General features: G+C 35.8%; 19 protein-coding genes and 1 tRNA gene. 12 read left to right on the forward strand and 8 right to left on the reverse strand.

Annotated features, from left to right (window positions below; genetic code table 11):
* The first annotated feature begins 10 nt into the window (after window positions 1-10).
* Entirely contained in the window at window positions 11-514 is a 504-nt protein-coding gene (locus tag IPJ80_05520; GenBank protein ID MBK7912941.1) for a hypothetical protein, read from the forward strand.
* A gap of 10 nt (window positions 515-524) precedes the next feature.
* Here the strand turns inward: IPJ80_05520 and IPJ80_05525 are convergent, their stop codons facing one another.
* From IPJ80_05525 to IPJ80_05535, 3 genes are read right to left on the reverse strand one after another with little or no spacing between them, the layout of a single operon-like run.
* Window positions 525-869: a TfoX/Sxy family protein gene (locus tag IPJ80_05525; protein MBK7912942.1), complete on the reverse strand. Its 345-nt coding sequence runs from the start codon at window positions 867-869 to the stop codon at window positions 525-527.
* A 2-nt stretch (window positions 870-871) separates the two neighbouring features.
* The gene (trmB, locus tag IPJ80_05530; protein MBK7912943.1) at window positions 872-1570 is read right to left on the reverse strand and encodes a tRNA (guanosine(46)-N7)-methyltransferase TrmB; all 699 of its coding nucleotides are present in this window, start codon (window positions 1568-1570) and stop codon (window positions 872-874) included.
* Between the two features lie 6 nt (window positions 1571-1576).
* A complete protein-coding gene (locus IPJ80_05535; protein MBK7912944.1) occupies window positions 1577-2386 on the reverse strand; it encodes a hypothetical protein in 810 nt (269 codons plus the stop codon).
* Window positions 2387-2565: 179 nt separating this feature from the next.
* Between IPJ80_05535 and IPJ80_05540 the strand changes: the two genes are divergently transcribed.
* Both IPJ80_05540 and IPJ80_05545 read left to right on the forward strand, forming a co-directional pair.
* Entirely contained in the window at window positions 2566-3378 is an 813-nt protein-coding gene (locus tag IPJ80_05540; protein MBK7912945.1) for a tetratricopeptide repeat protein, read from the forward strand.
* A 19-nt stretch (window positions 3379-3397) separates the two neighbouring features.
* Window positions 3398-4498, forward strand: coding sequence for an anhydro-N-acetylmuramic acid kinase (locus tag IPJ80_05545; protein MBK7912946.1), 1101 nt, complete (start codon window positions 3398-3400; stop codon window positions 4496-4498).
* On the opposite strand, the gene IPJ80_05550 is transcribed toward IPJ80_05545, so the two are convergent.
* Window positions 4486-4734 carry a DUF2442 domain-containing protein gene (locus IPJ80_05550; protein MBK7912947.1) on the reverse strand — a complete coding sequence of 83 codons (249 nt, stop codon included), beginning with the start codon at window positions 4732-4734 and terminating at the stop codon, window positions 4486-4488. The genes IPJ80_05545 and IPJ80_05550 overlap by 13 nt on opposite strands.
* A 187-nt stretch (window positions 4735-4921) precedes the next feature.
* Between IPJ80_05550 and fabG the strand changes: the two genes are divergently transcribed.
* Window positions 4922-5668 (forward strand): 3-oxoacyl-[acyl-carrier-protein] reductase, encoded by a 747-nt coding sequence (gene fabG / locus IPJ80_05555; GenBank protein MBK7912948.1) that lies wholly within the window; start codon window positions 4922-4924, stop codon window positions 5666-5668.
* A 138-nt stretch (window positions 5669-5806) separates the two neighbouring features.
* On the opposite strand, the gene IPJ80_05560 is transcribed toward fabG, so the two are convergent.
* On the reverse strand, window positions 5807-6103 hold the full coding sequence (locus IPJ80_05560) for an antibiotic biosynthesis monooxygenase (protein ID MBK7912949.1): 297 nt from the start codon (window positions 6101-6103) through the stop codon (window positions 5807-5809).
* A gap of 334 nt (window positions 6104-6437) precedes the next feature.
* Here IPJ80_05560 and IPJ80_05565 point away from each other — a divergent pair, with 334 nt between their 5' ends.
* From IPJ80_05565 to IPJ80_05585, 5 genes are all read left to right on the forward strand, one after another.
* Window positions 6438-7421: a PhoH family protein gene (locus tag IPJ80_05565; protein MBK7912950.1), complete on the forward strand. Its 984-nt coding sequence runs from the start codon at window positions 6438-6440 to the stop codon at window positions 7419-7421.
* Window positions 7408-8895 carry a T9SS type A sorting domain-containing protein gene (locus IPJ80_05570; GenBank protein MBK7912951.1) on the forward strand — a complete coding sequence of 496 codons (1488 nt, stop codon included), beginning with the start codon at window positions 7408-7410 and terminating at the stop codon, window positions 8893-8895. Before IPJ80_05565 ends, IPJ80_05570 begins: the two co-directional genes overlap by 14 nt.
* A gap of 161 nt (window positions 8896-9056) precedes the next feature.
* Window positions 9057-9938: a putative sulfate exporter family transporter gene (locus tag IPJ80_05575; GenBank protein ID MBK7912952.1), complete on the forward strand. Its 882-nt coding sequence runs from the start codon at window positions 9057-9059 to the stop codon at window positions 9936-9938.
* Between the two features lie 629 nt (window positions 9939-10567).
* Entirely contained in the window at window positions 10568-10822 is a 255-nt protein-coding gene (locus IPJ80_05580; GenBank protein MBK7912953.1) for a hypothetical protein, read from the forward strand.
* Between the two features lie 132 nt (window positions 10823-10954).
* A complete protein-coding gene (locus IPJ80_05585; GenBank protein ID MBK7912954.1) occupies window positions 10955-11446 on the forward strand; it encodes a hypothetical protein in 492 nt (163 codons plus the stop codon).
* A gap of 85 nt (window positions 11447-11531) precedes the next feature.
* Here IPJ80_05585 and IPJ80_05590 read toward each other — a convergent pair whose 3' ends face one another.
* Window positions 11532-13019, reverse strand: coding sequence for a polysaccharide biosynthesis C-terminal domain-containing protein (locus IPJ80_05590; GenBank protein MBK7912955.1), 1488 nt, complete (start codon window positions 13017-13019; stop codon window positions 11532-11534).
* 49 nt (window positions 13020-13068) lie between these two features.
* Here IPJ80_05590 and IPJ80_05595 point away from each other — a divergent pair, with 49 nt between their 5' ends.
* Genes IPJ80_05595 through IPJ80_05605 form a run of 3 tightly spaced genes read left to right on the forward strand, consistent with a single transcriptional unit; the run spans window position 13069 to window position 15581 of the window.
* Entirely contained in the window at window positions 13069-14112 is a 1044-nt protein-coding gene (locus IPJ80_05595) for a M42 family metallopeptidase (GenBank protein ID MBK7912956.1), read from the forward strand.
* 26 nt (window positions 14113-14138) lie between these two features.
* Window positions 14139-14384 carry a 4a-hydroxytetrahydrobiopterin dehydratase gene (locus IPJ80_05600; protein ID MBK7912957.1) on the forward strand — a complete coding sequence of 82 codons (246 nt, stop codon included), beginning with the start codon at window positions 14139-14141 and terminating at the stop codon, window positions 14382-14384.
* Window positions 14385-14399: 15 nt separating this feature from the next.
* Complete coding sequence (locus tag IPJ80_05605) at window positions 14400-15581, forward strand: aminotransferase class I/II-fold pyridoxal phosphate-dependent enzyme (GenBank protein ID MBK7912958.1); 1182 nt, start codon at window positions 14400-14402, stop codon at window positions 15579-15581.
* Between the two features lie 23 nt (window positions 15582-15604).
* Here the strand turns inward: IPJ80_05605 and IPJ80_05610 are convergent.
* Together IPJ80_05610 and IPJ80_05615 are read right to left on the reverse strand one after the other, a co-directional pair.
* A tRNA-Met gene (locus IPJ80_05610) sits at window positions 15605-15678 on the reverse strand.
* Between the two features lie 123 nt (window positions 15679-15801).
* The gene (locus IPJ80_05615; protein MBK7912959.1) at window positions 15802-17292 is read right to left on the reverse strand and encodes a tetratricopeptide repeat protein; all 1491 of its coding nucleotides are present in this window, start codon (window positions 17290-17292) and stop codon (window positions 15802-15804) included.
* Window positions 17293-17301: the final 9 nt, after the last annotated feature.

Below are 17301 nucleotides of genomic sequence, written 5' to 3' on the forward strand. Positions count from 1 at the left end.
TCCAGCCGGCATGACCTTACAACAATTTTTCGAATGGGTCCAATTAAAACCCATATTCATTTTGTATTATTTTGGATTGTTCTTCTTGTTGACCTTGTTGATCTGTGCGGTCGCAGGAAAAGATCTGCAAATGCCACCCTGGAATACTTTTTTATCCGGAATTATTTACGCTGTTTGCATTCCAGGAATTTTTTCAATTACTCTTAATGTGTATTTCTTTTTGTTTGAAAAACGAAGCATCCTTGAAACAGAATTATTATTGCAAGTCCTGCCTGTTTTTATGATGATTTTAACTTTGTACGTTATTAAACGAAATGTTGATTTGGATTATATCCCTGGCTTCGATCGACTCGGAAATTTGATGTGGATCATTGGAATTGTCTTCAGTCTGATGTGGGTTATTGACCGGACACATCTTTATGCAATCAGTTTTGTACCGTTCTATTATGTGTTGTTATTCTTGATTGGAGCCATAATATTTATGCGTTTTTCATTCAAAAAAATGATTCGCTAATACAACCCAGCTAATTTCTTTTTTTTGATGCCTTTGCTTTTGGATTAAAATCGAGACAGGTCTGAATCCAAAATCCCAATTCTTTATCGTGATCAATTGCCGAAGGATGTACAAATAAATATCCCTTCATTGGTTTGCCGGTAAAATCCATCGGTCGGACCCCAGATTTTTTTAACAAAATAGGCTCTTGCTCAGGATCCACCCGACACATCAATTCATTTTTTACGATCCCTATACACATTTTATCATTGACCATAAAACAGAGTCCTCCCATCATTTTTTTTGCTAAATAGTTTACTGAACGCTGATCCAATGAAATTTGAATTCTCTCTGCTAAGGATTCATCGTATGCCATAGTTATTTTTTAATATTTTGAAATTGAATGTATTTTATAAGCCGGCCATCTTCCAGGTGTTTCAATTCATAATGTGTTTTAAGCTGCAGAATAGCCGGAATTTCTGGCAACTTATAAATATCATTAAAATGTTCTATAATTTTATAATCCTCGCGGTTTTTCAATACCTCCAAAGTAAATTCGTACAAAGTTTGATCATCTGTTTTCAAATGAAGCTTAGCATTGGGTTTCAATATTTTCTGATAGATATCAAGAAATAAATCGGAAGTCAATCTTTTTATAGATTTACTATTTTTCAAAAACGGGTCTGGAAAGGTAATCCAGATTTCATCTACTTCCTCAGATCCAAAAAAATTAGAAATCAATTCAATTTTAGTTCGTACAAAAGCAATATTAGAAAGATTTTTTTGAATTGAATTCTTAGCACCACGCCAAATACGCGCTCCTTTGATATCGATACCTATATAATTTCGTTCAGGATCCAGCTGTGCCATTCCAATACAATATTCTCCTCCACCACATGCCAACTCCAATACAAGGGGCCGGTTCCGCTTAAAATAATTTGAATTCCAGCAAGATTTAAAATCAACTTTTTGATTGACATTCTGGTATAATTGCACCTCTTTGAAACTGAAATTTTCAAATACATTGGGAAAAGATAAATTCTCAGAAAATTTTAACAGCTTGTTGCGCTTGCTCATAGTAAATTAAAAACTTAATAATTGATCCATCAACTGTTGGTATTGTTCAAGTTCATAAATTGGCTGACCTTTGGTTTTTTCAAATTGAATCAATCCATTAGGATCTTTTAAGAGGTGCTGCATTTTAATTGCATCTTTAGCATTGCAATTGGCGCTGCCTTGAGGTCTTAAAATATAAACTGGGACTAAACTGTTTGGCAACACATCTGCAATTGTAAAATCATATTTCAATTCATAAGGGAGAATCAGTGCATTGAAGCGATCCCGCATCCAGCTTCGCAATGAAAAAACAGGATCTTCCAATATTAATAAACGACAAGGAAACATGCTGGCTACATAACATGCGGAGGAAGCTGAAAAATCTTTTGCATAAATAATGATACTATCTTCCCGATAGCGCTTTCGGATCCAATCCATACTGGCCAGGGCATCTTCTTGCAAGGTATTCTCATTAACAGAACCCTTTGCCTTTCCAAACCCTCTGAATTCAGGCATCAATACACTAAGATTCCGTTGTTGAAATTGATCAATTAAAACCAGGTGCCGATCCAGATTGCCACCAGCACCATGCAATACCAGTACAATACCCGATTCGCCTTCATTGGGTTTATAAAAAAGAGCAGGGATGCTCTGTTGATCCGGTAAACTGATCGTAACTTCTTCAAGGTTTTTTACATCTTGAAACTTGTAATTACTGACACGCTCTGTTTTAAACAAAATCCCATTTATAAAAATATAGATAGACAGTACACCTACACAGTATAAAATCAGCAAGGTCGCTGCAATACTCAATATATTTTTAAATGTCCAGTTCATCCGTTGGCAAGGTACTTAAAAACACTGAAATCATAAGAAGCAGCGTGAACTCAAAATGTTAAAAACTTCTAAACGATAAATACGATTTTTAGTAAAATTCCATACGGCCAATGACAAAAAATAACAGACCTTTACATTGCTAATAAGCTCCTCAAACAAGAATAAGAATTAATAAGACCATGCAGGAAACAGCCTTTGATTTTAAGCGCGATGTCGTCGATCTCAGTTTTGAAAAGCCCGTTTTGATTGATTTTTGGGCAGAATGGTGCGGTCCCTGCAAAATATTAGCTCCGGTTTTAGAAGCGCTGGAACAAGAAGACAAGGGTAAATGGGCATTGGTTAAAATAAATACAGAAACAGAACCGGAAATTGCTGCTTATTTTAAAATCCAGAGTATTCCCAATTGTAAATTGGTCTATGAAGGTAAACTGGTTGGTGAATTTACCGGGGCAGAATCTAAAGCCAATGTTCAAAAATGGCTCACTGCTCAATTTCAAAAATTAAATTTACCTGAAATCATTGATGCACAAAGTGATGATTTTGAAACGCTGATTCAGGATTCAAATCAGTTTCCCGATCAGCAATTAATTCCTAAACTTGAGCTCTTCTTATTGGGAAATCCAGATCATGAAGAAGCTCAATTACTGCTAACAAAACATGAAATCTTTTTTAATCCGGAACATGCAATTCAAAGATTGCATGCAAAAAAGGATTTAAAAGAGTATGCAGATCATTTTGAAGATTTACATGCCATTTCCACTTGGGTTCAGTTAAATCCTAAAGTACAACACCCTTTGCAAAACGCTAAAAAAGAATTATTCTCTAATAATCTCGCCGGATGTATCGAACAAATTATTGAGGGTTTACAAAAAGATCCGAAATTCGAAAATGAATTATGCCGCAGAGCTGGAATTGCCTTATTTCATTTTTTAGGAAAACAACATCCGGTCACCAGGGAATACCGGAAACTTTTTGATATGAACATTTATTAATGTTGCAAAATTCTGTAGATTGAAATTTCCAAGTCTAACTGTCATCGGACTTATGTCTGGCACTTCAATGGATGGATTGGATATAGTCTGCGTAGAATTTACTTATACAAATCGTTTAAATTACCGTGTAATTGCAAGTCAAACCCTTGCATACACATCCGAGTGGAAATCCAAACTCTCAAATGCTTTTCACCTCAATGAATCCCTGCTCACTCTATTAGATTTAGAATACGGAATCTGGCTTGGAACCATGGTAAATGAATTTATTAAAACAAAAAATCTATCAGCCCATTTGATTGCATCCCATGGACATACAGTGTTTCACCAACCAAAAAACAAAATCAGTTTACAAATCGGAAATGGGCAAAAGTTATTTGATCAAACCAAGATACCGGTAGTAAATAATTTCAGACAACAAGATGTGATGTTGGGCGGACAAGGTGCACCATTGGTTCCAATGGGAGATGAACTCCTTTTTTCTGAATTTAATTATTGTTTAAACCTTGGTGGCTTTTCAAATATCTCATGGAATCATTCCAAACAACGAAGAGCCTGTGATTTGAGTCCATGTAATATTCTTTTAAATGCAATTTGCCAACGCATTCAAATAAACTTTGACGATCAGGGATTGCTGGCGTCTAAAGGAAACATACTTAACGAACTGCTTACCAAATGGAATGCCATTCCATTTTACACGCAAGCTCCTCCCAAAAGCTTAGGACGTGAGTGGTTTGAACTAAATTTTTTATCTGATATTCAAAATACCAATTACAAGGTAGAAGATTTGTTAGCTACATCTGTTCAACACATTAGTTTTCAGATTAATCAATTCATCCATAACACTCAACTGGAAAATTCAGCAACAAATACACCTTCTAAAGAAATAAGCTGTTTGGTTACCGGAGGTGGAGCCTACAACCAGTATTTGATGAAACAATTACAAGAAAATTCATTAAACGGGTTGAACTATGTACTCCCAAAAAACGAATTGATTGATTTTAAAGAAGCCATTTTGTTTGCACTGCTTGGCTATCTCCGTTGGAACAATGAAATCAATGTATTAGCTTCGGTAACAGGCGCCACTAAAGATCATTGCAGTGGGGATGTTTATACCAATTGAGTGTGGCTTGCCAAATTGTACAAATATTCAGGTTTAAAATCTGCTCCATTTGGCCATGCGATAGTCCAACTATTCAAATTGAATTTTTTAAAATAAGCCAAATCCTTTAATGGTTCATACATAGGACCTATCAACGAATTACTTAAATCAACGACTCCTTCTGTATCATCATTGAAAACCAGTTTAATTTTGAAGGCAGATTTATATTCTGCTTTTACAATCCAAAAGATGCTCATAGCGTGAATTTTAATGTCTGGAAATTGCAGACAATTTTCTCAAATTTAATCATTTTAAACCGCATTTTAAATTTAATCCGGGTTAAAATCCCGCATTACCATTTTATATGGAGCAATTCTATTGGTTTAATCAATTTTATGAGCTTGGTGAATGTTGTTATATTTGCACAAATATCAATTGTATTATATGTGTAAAGTTCCGGGAAAAATAAGTTTAGTAACAGGAGGAAGCCGTGGCATTGGCGCAGCCATTGCAGAAAAATTAGCTAAAAACGGTTCACATGTTGCCATCACCTATGTATCATCTCCTGATAAAGCACAGGAAGTCGTTCAACGTTGTGAAGCCTTTGGTGTAAAAGCCAAAGCATATCAATCCAATGCAGCCATTTATGCAGAAGCTGAGCAATTGATTCAACAAGTTATATCAGATTTTGGCGGACTGGATGTTCTGGTAAACAATGCAGGCATAACCAAAGACAATTTAATCTTAAGAATGACTGAAGAACAATGGGACCAGGTAATTACCACCAATTTAAAATCTTGTTTTAACCTTACCAAACACGTAGCCAAACAAATGATGAAATCACGTAGCGGTTCGATTATTAATATCTCTTCTGTTGTTGGTGAATTTGGAAATGCAGGTCAATCCAATTATGCTGCTTCTAAAGCCGGTATGATTGGATTCACAAAATCCATGGCTAAAGAATTGGCATCGCGCAACATTCGATGCAATGCCATTGCTCCAGGATTCATCGAAACTGAAATGACTCATGTGCTGGATGAAAAAACCAAAGAACTCTTTCTTAAGAATATTCCCTTAGGCAGACTGGCACGTCCAGAAGAGGTCGCTGATGTTGTTACCTTTCTGGCTTCCGAACAATCGAGTTACGTAACCGGTCAAGTGATCAGTGTGTGCGGTGGGTTGAATATTTAATTACGAATTAAGAATTACGAAATACGAATTATTTGAGCGGAGTGGACATCCCGCGTACTCGCTGGACGAATTAAGGTAGCATTATGGAAATTCCACGTATTCGCAGGATGGATTTTCAATTAATTAATTCGCATTTCATCATTGTACATGTGCAATTTCTAAAAAACTCAAAGCTTCTGGTTTTGCATTAAATAAAATTTTTGTTTTAGCCCAGGTCGTTTTAAATAATTCAGATTGTCGGTACAATTCAAGGTCGTTTACAGAATTCCATTTGCTAAGTGTTGCTAGAATAGATGGATTGCGATCTTCTTGCAATAAAGATAATTCAATACAACCCTTACTTTGACGAATGAGCGGTGCAGCCTCGTTAAAAATTGCAATAAATTCTTGCAATTGATTTTCATGAAATGACATTTTGACGATTCGAAGAATCATGTGAATTTATTTATGCTCAAAAATAAATCTTTGTATGCATCTCAAACTCAAATTATTTAGAATTGCATTTATTTGTCACTGATTCGAACCGGTTCACTTACTATTTAGCTAACTCTTCAAGCTATACCGATACTTAAAAAAATAATTAATAATAAATTAATTTTACCTGGCTGTTTCATTTATCAACCGAATTTACAAGGCTGCTGATTCAGGTTGGTTTATGAAATGAAGGGTTTATTCTTAATTTTCAAGGTCTCCAATAGTAGATTTGTAAATCCAGAAAATACCAACTAAATTTGTAACACATTATTCTTAATACCAAAATTCTAACTATTTGTCACAAAGTGAAATCATCCTAACCGTCGAAAATGTCGATCCGGTTGCCTTGTTTGGAGAAAACAACAATAAACTCAACCTCATTCGAAAATCCTTTCCTGAAACCACCATTACGTCCCGGGGTTCCTTGTTAAAAATCATCGGTAAGAAAAAAGATACCCAGGCTATTAAGGAAAAAGTTGAATGGATGGTTAAGCTTTTAAAAGAGCGCAAAGAACTTAGTTTACAGACCGTTGAAGAATTGCTTCTGGGTGAAAATCCTTTTCAACAAGTCGCCACACCCCAGGAAAGTAAAATGGTGTTGGTTCATGGACGCGAAGGACGCGTCATCTATGCAAAAACAAAAAACCAACAACTCCTCGTTGAAGCCAGTTCGCAAAACGATGTTGTCTTTGCCATAGGCCCTGCCGGTACCGGTAAAACTTACACAGCCGTTGCTCTTGCTGTACGTGCACTTAAAAATAAGGAAGTTAAAAAAATTATTTTAACACGTCCTGCAGTAGAGGCAGGCGAAAGTTTAGGATTTTTACCTGGAGATCTCAAAGAAAAAATAGATCCCTACCTGCGTCCACTCTATGATGCATTGGATGATATGATCCCTGCTGAGCGACTCCAACACTTTATGGAAACCCGTGTTATTGAAATTGCCCCTTTGGCTTTTATGCGTGGACGAACCCTCGATCATGCTTTTATCATTTTGGATGAAGCCCAGAATTGTACTCCTTTGCAGATAAAGATGTTTCTGACTCGTTTAGGGCCATCAGCTAAATGCATCATTACAGGTGATTTATCTCAGATTGATTTACCATACAACCAAATTTCAGGATTGCGTCAGGCAACCCGGTTGCTTCAAAATATTTACGGCATCACCAGCATTTTTCTAACTCGCGAAGATGTAGTTCGACATCGTTTGGTCAAGGATATTTTAAAAGCTTATGAAAAATCTGACAAAGCAAATCGCAGATCTGATGAAGAAGAATAAAATATCGCTTTTTTCCTTGCTTTTACTTTTACAAATTTCTGTAAATGCTCAAACGGTTTTGCGAGTAGGTCCCGGACAAATTTATTCGAATCCCTTACAAGCGGCTGCTGTTGCAAAACCTGGCGATACTATTTTGATTTATCCCGCCATTTATACCGGGCCTTTTTTTATAGAAAATCTAAAAGGAACAGCAGAAAAATGGATTACACTGAAAGGATTAATCAAAGACCAGGTCATATTTCGTGGAGGATCTGAATCCTTGCATTTTATAGATCCCAATTACCTGCGCATTTCTGATTTGACCATCGAAAGACAAACGGGCAACGGTATGAATATTGATGATGGTGGAACATTTAATACCGTTGCCAAGCAGGTGATCGTTGAAAATTGTACATTTCAGGACATGGCTGCAAGTGGAAACAACGATATGTTGAAACTTTCAGGACTGGATTCTTTTAACATCACAAAATGCAATTTTATTAATGGTTCTGCTGGTGGATCCGGAATTGATATGGTTGGTTGTCATGCAGGTAAAATCGACAAAAATACATTTACAAATCAGGGCAGCAATAGCATCCAGATGAAAGGAGGCAGTTCAAATCTCCATATAGAAGCCAATTATTTTATAAACGGCGGACAACGTGCATTAAATCTGGGCGGCAGTACAGGAACCGCTTTTTTTCGGCCGGCAGGAGCTGATTACGAAGCAAAAGATCTGTTGGTAAGTGCCAATATATTTGAAGGCGCTTATACTCCTATTGCATTTGTAGGTTGTCGCAATGCTCAAGTGATCAATAACACCATCATACGACCTCAAAATTGGATCATGCGCATTTTACAAGAAAGCAGTGACACCAGTTTTTACAAATCGTGTGCAAATAATACATTTAGTAATAACATCGTAGTCGTTACAAATAGCCTATCGACTGATGTTAACGTGGGTCCTTATACATCTCCCGCCAGTTTTACTTTTTCAAATAATTTATGGTATCATTTGGATCGGAGCAATTGGACCGGACCTAATTTACCAAAACAAGAAACCAATGGCATTCGACAACAAAACCCCTTATTTGTTGATCTCAACAATAAAAATTATCATTTACAAACCAATTCTCCTGCTATTGCAAAAGGAATAAATTATCCAGGGGTATTATTTGATTACGAAAATAAAAATTTTAAAAACCCTCCATCTCTGGGTGCCTATGAAACCGGAATGATCATCTTCAATAATGATTTGAACACTTTGGAATCCATTCGTTGGGCTTATGATGCAAACAATCGGACTATTTCAATTTTTAACATTCAACAAGTAAGTCAAATACAATTGTTTGATTTGAATGGAAACAGTTTAAATCGCATCAACAATTATTCAAACCAAATCATACTGGATTTAAAGGATTTAATTCCTGGTTTGTATTTTATCCAATTATTCAATGAGAAAGAACAAAAAGTAATTAAGCTTTTAATTCAATAATTTGGAGGGAATTTTAACTTCAATTATTCAGCATTATCGTTCTAATGATTTCTTGAAGTATTAAATTTAAAACCATCATCAAAAAATAATTATCCATCTTGCTTTAGAATAGAATTAATTAAGTGAATACCCAACAACGAGGTCTTTTTATCCTTGCGGCCATGCTCTGCCTTACCCCATACATTCAAGCTCCAGTTGCGCTGTTTATTGGAATCCTATGTGCACAGACCCTTCGTCACCCGTTTCCAGAAATGAATTCCAAAATAATTTCTTACTTACTAAAAATCTCAGTCATCGGATTGGGTTTTGGTATCAATTTATTTCAAGCCATTCAAGCTGGAAAAGAGGGATTGTTATTTACTATTTGTTCAATTGGCTTAACCATTGTAATTGGCTGGCTTCTTGGTTGTTGGGCAAATATGGACTTCAAAACATCTTATTTGATTTCTTGTGGAACTGCTATTTGTGGAGGCAGCGCCATCGCAGCAATATCACCAATTATTAAAGCCAACGAAAAACAAATGAGTGTAGCATTAGGGACCGTATTTATTTTAAATGCAGTGGCACTGTTTACATTTCCTATTATAGGCCATTATTTAAATATGAGTCAACATCAATTTGGGCTTTGGTGTGCAATTGCCATTCACGATACCAGTTCGGTAGTTGGGGCCGCTGTAAAATTTGGAAACGAAGCCCTTCAAGTGGCAACTACCGTAAAATTAGAACGTGCCTTGTTTATTATACCGCTTGCTGTTTTCACAATACTAATCACAAAACAAGCGACTAAAAAAATAAAATTTCCTTACTTCATCGGTTTGTTTATCGTATCCATTTGTATAGCACATTATTTTCCTCAATTCGAGCAAGTATATACTTCGACAGTTTGGTTTGCAAAACGTGGACTTAACTTAAGTTTATTTTTAATTGGAACAGGACTTAGCATGAATAACATTAAATCAGTTGGCCCAAAGCCATTTGTACAGGGTTTAATTCTATGGTCAATCATCAGCATCATCTCACTGGTATTTATTATTAATACTTAATTCAAATTGTATTGTGGCATATTGTTCCTGGACATAAAATAAGATTAGGGACATTGTGTAAAATAATTTTTGCTAAATTCTTTCCGTAATTTTCCAGAAATTCTGTTTCCTAGCTATGAAAAATGAATGGACTTTATAAACTGAAAATTAATTTTATCCAATGATTTCAAATCTTAAATCCGTTTATTTGCTAGTCTTTGGAATCTTAAGCATTTCATTGGCTCACATGAATGTTTCCATGGATCTTGCGGGCTGAATTGCTTATGTTCCATTTTTAGTTTATCTGAGACAAACTTAGTGAGCTAAATCAAAATGGTTATTTGTATTAGGTCTTATCACGGCCTGGTCTGTATGCATTGCAAAAATTGTCTCTTCTCCAATGCCGTTTGCAATGATCTTTTTATTTTCCATACCCATTAGTTTATTTCAGTTACCCGCATATTGAATTTTGGATCAGTTCAGACAATGAGGCATTAAAAGTCTTTAATATTTCCAGAGAGAAAACATCATCAGTAAATTGTTATTATAATGATTTTCAATGCCTGACAATAGCCTATGGAGATTTAGAAGCAGATCTCATTGCGGATCCATCGTCAGACAGGAGAGGCATTGATCCGCTCCATTCAAGAATGGCTGCATATCTTGCTGTAGAGCAGGGCCATTCCATAATTCGTTCTACAAGATTTGGCATGTCCTCAGCGATCAGTCCGTATGGTGAATTTCTAGCTCAAATGAGCAGTTATGACATTCACGACAAAGTGATGATGGCTCACCTACCAGCTCAGGGAGTCAAAACCATTTACAGTGTGATTGGCGATGCATTGGTCTATTTGTGTTTTGGATTTGTCTTTTATTTCTTTTACAAACAAAGAAACAAGATTTAATCGTGAAGGGATATTAGTAGATAGTCAAGCACGAAGATTCAAAGATTATTCGCCCATACCCAATACTTTTTGGTTCAAAGTTTTCCGTTCCTGCTTCAACCAATTTTATAAAAAAATACTATTTTTGCTTAAATGACCAATCCAATTGACCTAAATTATTCCACATACTGGCAGCGTCTCCGGTATTACTTTTCCATTGCACCAGTGGAATTGAAGGTATTCTTTGTTTTCTCAATAATAGCAGTACTTACATACTTCATTGCTATCTTCTTTTTAAGCAGTATAATTGGTGAGTCTATAAAACCATTGGTAGGAAATGGTATAATTAACCTCTATTTACTGGCTATCGGTTTTATAGCTGAAAGTATGGCAGGAAAAAGTTTTCTACATCCAAATCTAAGATCCAACTATACTTTAATTATATTTCTTCTTATTTATACAACATTTAAAATTTATGATTTTGTGACTTGGAATGGCGAAGATTTTGGAAATCCATCCATAATTAATAATGAATGGCAGCTGGTTTGGACTATCCTGATTCCTGGTTTTTGGATTTTAGTGATGCTGTCTCCCAGAATTAAAAAATATTATCATAACCTAAGGCTTGATTATGAAAAACTTTAATTCAGCTCATCCCGGCATTTTAAAGGATTAAAATAAATTGCATTAAATTTCTAATAATTCATTGGTCCGTGGATCGTTGATCTATTCATTTATTCCTTCCACTAAATTCCAAAGTATAAACCACTCCAGCAAACGACATCAATATAACCAGCGAACCGAATTGCCTCAACCAGAAACTCAAATCCATCAGTGTATAAACCTTTGGAATAGCTATACTGATTATAATACAAACGATGAGGTAACTACTCATCTTCCCCAATTTATATGGTATCGGAAAATACTTTTGTCCCTGATAATACGACATTGCACAAATAAATAAATAGCAAGCAAGATTGGCATATGCTGCCGAAGCATTGCCTAAATAAGGGATTAAAATAATATTTAATAAGATCATTAAAAGCATTCCGGAAAAGCTAATCCAGGCAGCCAGATAATTTTTATCTGCCAATTTATACCAACTTGAAAAATTAGAATAAATCCCTGCAAATATGTTGGCAAGCAATAGAATATTAATCAAAAATAATTCGCTACGAAAATTTTTGTCGAGTAAGTATGCAAACAGATCACGGTATAATACGGTAAACAAATACACAAAACTGCAACTGATTACAAAATACAAGGACAAACGGGCAAAATCTGTTCTGGAATGCTCAGCATGTTTGTGTCTGAAAAAAAATGGCTCTGCTGCATAATTAAATGCAGTGACAAATAAATTCATAATAACCGCAAGTCTCGCAGCGGCGTTGTACGTACTGCTCTTGTCCAGATTTTCCAGAATACTTCCCGGTAAAAAATACTTTAACAAACTGGTTGCACCGTATTGGATAATAATGAATGAAAAACTTACAATGACTAATGGGCTTGCATATCGCATTACTTGCTTGGTCATTGTCCAATCTGCTTTCTGAAAACTTTCCTTTATTTCTGGAATCAAAAAGATAAAACTGATGATCGATGCAATCAGGTTAGCCAGCAACACATATTTTAATTGTTCTGCCGGACTTCCGGCAAAATAGCTGACCAAGCCAATGACTAAAATAACATTTAATAAAATGCTGGACAATTTAATCCAGGCATATCGTTGCGCTTGTTTCTGATAGCGAATCTTCGAAAAGGGAAGTGCACTGATAACATCTAAAACACAAATCCATGCAGCCAGATAGATATGAATTCGCAAATCAGGATAATTCAACAATGTTTCTATTGGTTCAATAAAAAGATAAACACCAGCCAGAAATAGAATACAAGCAATAAAAACAACCTGACTGGCTAATGGATATATTTTTGTCTTTGAATCCTCATCTGATACAAATCGGAAAAAAGTAGTTTCCATTCGCAAACCTAAAATTCCAAGAAACAAAGCAATAAAAAAATAGATTTCCGTATAAATTGAAAAGTATGCACGATTATCAGAAAAAACGCTGGTAAGGAAATTTGTGACCAATAAAAAATTAATCAATCTTCCCAATGAATAACTCATTCCATAGATAAGTGTTTCCTTTGCCAGAGATCTCAAACTTGTCATATGACAAAGGTCATAAAAATCAATCGAATACATAGTACGAAAAGGCATATTTATTGTTTTAACTCAGATCCTTTATTTTTACGTTTCGGAGAATGTTATGGTGGATATTAATTTATTAAAGCAAATTTGTTCTTATCCGGGTGCTCCGGGTTTTGAACATGCCATTCGCAGTTTTTTAAAAGATAGCCTGGTTAACTATTGTGACGATTTGCAAATCGATCCTATGGGTAATTTAATCGCTTTTAAAAAAGGACGAACTGACCATAAACTGATGCTTTCAGCCCATATGGACGAAATTGGCTTCATTGTCCAACACATCGATGAAGAAGGATTTATCCGTTTTCTTCCTTTGGGTGGATTTGATCCAAAAACCTTGACTGCTCAACGAGTGATCATACATGGGAAACAAGATGTTATTGGAGTCATGGGATCAAAACCCATACATTTAATGACACCGGATGAACGTTCCAAGGCACCATTAATAAAAGATTATTTTATAGATACCGGTTTGGAAAAATCTGTATTGCAATCTTTAATTTCTGTTGGAGATCCGATCACGCGCGAACGCGAATTAATTCAAATGGGGAAGTGCATTAATTCAAAATCTTTAGACAATCGAATTTCTGTTTACACATTGGTTGAATGTTTGCGAAGTCAGGAAAAAATAATACCGGAAACGGATTTGTATTTTGTCTTTACCGTTCAAGAAGAACTCGGATTGCGTGGTGCCAAATCAGCTGCGCATCGCATCGCACCAGATTATGCAATAAATGTAGATACCACCATTGCCTTTGATGTGCCCGGTGCGCAACCACATGAAATGGTTACTAAACTAGGTCATGGCGTTGCTATTAAGTTATTTGACAGCAGTGTGATTCCAGATATTCGCATGGTAAATTTTTTAAAAGACTGTGCCTATAAATCAGATATTAAATGGCAGGCCGAATTATTGACTGGAGGTGGAACAGATACAGCTGCTGTGCAAACTTCCGGAAATGGGTGCATTGCAGGTGCCATTTCAATTCCAACCAGGCACATTCATCAAGCCATTGAAATGGTTCATGAAGAGGATGTGCAAGCTGCTTTAAATTTGTTGAATTCAGCCATTCAGAATTTAACAAATTTTAATTTCAAATTTTAAACAAACGAAAAACTAAATAGAATATTATGTGGCGTGAACACAACAACAAACTGGAAGCACGATTAGAATTCAGAGATTTTGGTGAAGCCTTTGCCTTTATGACAGAAGTTGCATTTCAAGCTGAAAAATTGAATCACCATCCAATTTGGACCAATTCCTGGAATATGGTTGATATTACATTGACTACACACGATGAAGGGGATACCATCACCGAAAAAGATCATCGAATGGCCGGTGAAATAGACCGGATATATAAAAAATATACAAAGTAATTTGATTTCTTAAGCATGTCATTAACGATCGAAAGTAAATTGCCGCTGTCTGGCGTTTCTATTTTTGCGCAAATGACTGCAGCCGCCATTCGCAATCAGGCAATTAATTTAGCTCAAGGATTTCCTAATTTCAGTCCACCATCTGAATTATTTGAATTTCTTAACGAAGCTGTACTCAATGGATACAACCAATATGCAGCAATGCCCGGATTGGATTTGTTGCGTAATCAAATTACACAACGAATTCAATGTGACTATCAATTTAATGCAAATCCTGATACAGAAGTCACTGTAACTGCAGGTGCAACTCAAGCAATCTACACAATCATTTCCAGTATCATCCAACCAGGAGACAAAGCACTCATATTCGAACCAGCTTATGATTCGTATGGTCCTTCTGTTTTAGTCAATGGAGGCATTCCTGTTTATTTGCGTTTGGAATTGCCGGATTTTAAAATTCCCTGGGATGAATTGGAAACCATCTTGAAAAAAGAAAAAATAAAAATTATTCTGATTAATAATCCGCACAATCCTGCTGGTCGGATTTTAACATCGGAAGACATTGCACGCATTCATCAACTCACCAAAGATTTAAATACCTTAATTATATGGGATGAAGTGTATGACCTCTTGATATTCGACCAACTCAAACATCAGAGTGCTTTATTGTTTCCCGAATTAATGGATCGTTCGGTCATTGTTTTTTCAATGGGTAAAACTTTACATAACACCGGTTGGAAAGTAGGTTATACCATAGCCAATCCCAAAATCACCAACGAAATTCGAAAACTCCATCAGTTCACTGTTTTTTCAGTCAATACACCAGCCCAATATGCGATTGCAAAATTTATGGAAACTCAATCCACATTTTTTAATTCGCTTCCGGCATTTTACCAACAGAAACGGGATTACTTTTTCGAAAAAATGAAAGTGCTTCCTTTCAATTGGCTTCCCTGTGAAGGTTCATATTTTGCTTTGGCTGATTACAAACACATGAGCAATCTAAGCGACCGTGAATATGCAATGGAACTCGTTGAAAAATATAAGGTAGCTGCCATTCCGCTCTCTCCTTTTTACCATGATGGCTATGATCCTAAACTGCTGCGCTTTTGTTTTGCTAAAAATTCAGAAACCATTGATGCAGCTGCAAGGCAATTAGAAATTACGAGTTCACAAATAAAAATACCTAATTCTTGATTGTGAACTCGTAATGGATTCAGTAGCGTGGGGGAGGGTTGAACTCCCGACCTTGTGATTATGAATCACACGCTCTAACCAGCTGAGCTACCACGCCATCAATTCTTTACGTCTACGCCTTTTATAGGGTAAAACGCTTTATAAACCTGTAATAATCAGTCTTTTGTAAAACATTTGTTACAAAACGGGTTGCAAAAATAGGGGTTTTTGTGAATTTTCTTTAATTTAAACGTGACAATCCTGCTTTGGCTTTTTGGTGGATGGATCGTTGGTATTGATCCGGTTGTGTCTCCAATACTTTTTGATAATACTGTATGGCCTCTTGTTTTTTACTTTGAGTCTCATAAATGATTCCAATTTGTAACAAGGCATTGCAACTCATATAAAATTTATAGCCTGGATCAAATTGCAATGCATCTTCAAATTGATGAATCGCTTCTTTATAGTTTTGTAGCAACTGAAAAATTCTACCCAGTCGGTAAGCATATTCCAATTTTAATTGATCGTTTTGGTAATAAGTATTTTTGTAAGGCACCAAAACCTCTAAGGCTTTATCAGGAAAATTACCATCTGTTAGCAATCGGGCTCTCAATAAAATGGAATCGGGGATCACTCCGGATTTTGCTTCAAAATAGGCTTGCTTATCTTCATCTAATTGTACAGTTCCCCGGCTTAAACATTTTGTCATGTGCAATCGGTACATTCCAATATTTCCACGCATGCGTGAACACCAGGCCAACTTTTGATAACTTTCTTTAAGATGACTTTGTCCCTTATAAATTTGAAGGTATTGATAAAAACTTGCTTCTGCACTAAAATCAAGTTTATTCAATTTACATAAACCAAGTAAATAATGCAAATAAGGAAATTGATCGCGTTCATAAATTGGTAAGGATTGCAAAATATTAATTGCGGCATCTGTATATCCACATCGAATGGCTAATCTGGATTGAACATAAGCATATAAGGGATTGGGATCTGCATATCCCATTTTCTTAACCCAGTAGGTATAGGCCATTTCTGGTTTGTTTTCCAGATAGGCTGTGATAAATGCAAACGCTGCATAGGATTCTTCTAAAAAAAGATCCTGAGTCTGCTCTGCATATTTTATAAATTTCTCTAATTCTTGTTTACCCTGAACGATTTGTCCTTTCAAACCGATCAGGCGGGCTGCCCACTTGTAAGTATCCGGGATACCTGCTAATAAAGCATGCAGGATTCCTGAAGATTTATAACTGTAAATAAAATCAGGAAACTCCTGGATATTTTTTTCCAAGAGCGAGGATGCACTATAAAAATCTTTAAACCCTGAAAATTGTTCGCCTGATTTAAACGACATCATTGCGCTGTGCAATAAGAGTTCGGATTCTAAAAATCGTTGCCACTGAATAGGCAATTCTGATTTCTTTACTGATTCTATGAATTGATCCCGTTGCAGATTCAATGTTTTGGAATCAATCAATTCTTCCAAAATAAAAAAGCGATAAAAATTTAAACTGCTGCGCAGCAATAAATATGCCTTGTTAGCTGAACTGTCTGAACTCGCATCTAATTGCGTTTTTGCTTTTGAAAGTTCTAATGAAATAATTTGATGGTAAATGGATTTTACCTTAGGGCTAAATACACAATAGGCTTGTGAATGAACAGAAAGCGATCCAATAAATAAGAAAAAGTAACTTAAGGCAAACCGGCAGATTCTGCTCAGGTTCATAATACCTTA

It is taken from the genome of Saprospiraceae bacterium, assembly GCA_016714025.1.
In the GTDB taxonomy this organism is placed as follows: Bacteria; Bacteroidota; Bacteroidia; order Chitinophagales; family Saprospiraceae; genus Vicinibacter.

What these genes read in the sequence shown, in the direction of transcription:
- IPJ80_05605 (MBK7912958.1), top strand. Translation starts at nt 14,400, where the DNA reads ATGTCATTAACGATCGAAAGTAAATTGCCGCTGTCTGGCGTTTCTATT.
- IPJ80_05535 (MBK7912944.1), bottom strand. Translation starts at nt 2,386, where the DNA reads ATGAACTGGACATTTAAAAATATATTGAGTATTGCAGCGACCTTGCTG.
- trmB (MBK7912943.1), bottom strand. Translation starts at nt 1,570, where the DNA reads ATGAGCAAGCGCAACAAGCTGTTAAAATTTTCTGAGAATTTATCTTTT.
- IPJ80_05575 (MBK7912952.1), top strand. Translation starts at nt 9,057, where the DNA reads ATGCTCTGCCTTACCCCATACATTCAAGCTCCAGTTGCGCTGTTTATT.
- IPJ80_05520 (MBK7912941.1), top strand. Translation starts at nt 11, where the DNA reads ATGACCTTACAACAATTTTTCGAATGGGTCCAATTAAAACCCATATTC.
- IPJ80_05590 (MBK7912955.1), bottom strand. Translation starts at nt 13,019, where the DNA reads ATGCCTTTTCGTACTATGTATTCGATTGATTTTTATGACCTTTGTCAT.
- IPJ80_05595 (MBK7912956.1), top strand. Translation starts at nt 13,069, where the DNA reads ATGGTGGATATTAATTTATTAAAGCAAATTTGTTCTTATCCGGGTGCT.
- IPJ80_05615 (MBK7912959.1), bottom strand. Translation starts at nt 17,292, where the DNA reads ATGAACCTGAGCAGAATCTGCCGGTTTGCCTTAAGTTACTTTTTCTTA.
- IPJ80_05525 (MBK7912942.1), bottom strand. Translation starts at nt 869, where the DNA reads ATGGCATACGATGAATCCTTAGCAGAGAGAATTCAAATTTCATTGGAT.
- IPJ80_05560 (MBK7912949.1), bottom strand. Translation starts at nt 6,103, where the DNA reads ATGATTCTTCGAATCGTCAAAATGTCATTTCATGAAAATCAATTGCAA.
- IPJ80_05570 (MBK7912951.1), top strand. Translation starts at nt 7,408, where the DNA reads ATGAAGAAGAATAAAATATCGCTTTTTTCCTTGCTTTTACTTTTACAA.
- IPJ80_05550 (MBK7912947.1), bottom strand. Translation starts at nt 4,734, where the DNA reads ATGAGCATCTTTTGGATTGTAAAAGCAGAATATAAATCTGCCTTCAAA.
- IPJ80_05600 (MBK7912957.1), top strand. Translation starts at nt 14,139, where the DNA reads ATGTGGCGTGAACACAACAACAAACTGGAAGCACGATTAGAATTCAGA.
- IPJ80_05540 (MBK7912945.1), top strand. Translation starts at nt 2,566, where the DNA reads ATGCAGGAAACAGCCTTTGATTTTAAGCGCGATGTCGTCGATCTCAGT.
- IPJ80_05585 (MBK7912954.1), top strand. Translation starts at nt 10,955, where the DNA reads ATGACCAATCCAATTGACCTAAATTATTCCACATACTGGCAGCGTCTC.
- IPJ80_05580 (MBK7912953.1), top strand. Translation starts at nt 10,568, where the DNA reads ATGGCTGCATATCTTGCTGTAGAGCAGGGCCATTCCATAATTCGTTCT.
- fabG (MBK7912948.1), top strand. Translation starts at nt 4,922, where the DNA reads ATGTGTAAAGTTCCGGGAAAAATAAGTTTAGTAACAGGAGGAAGCCGT.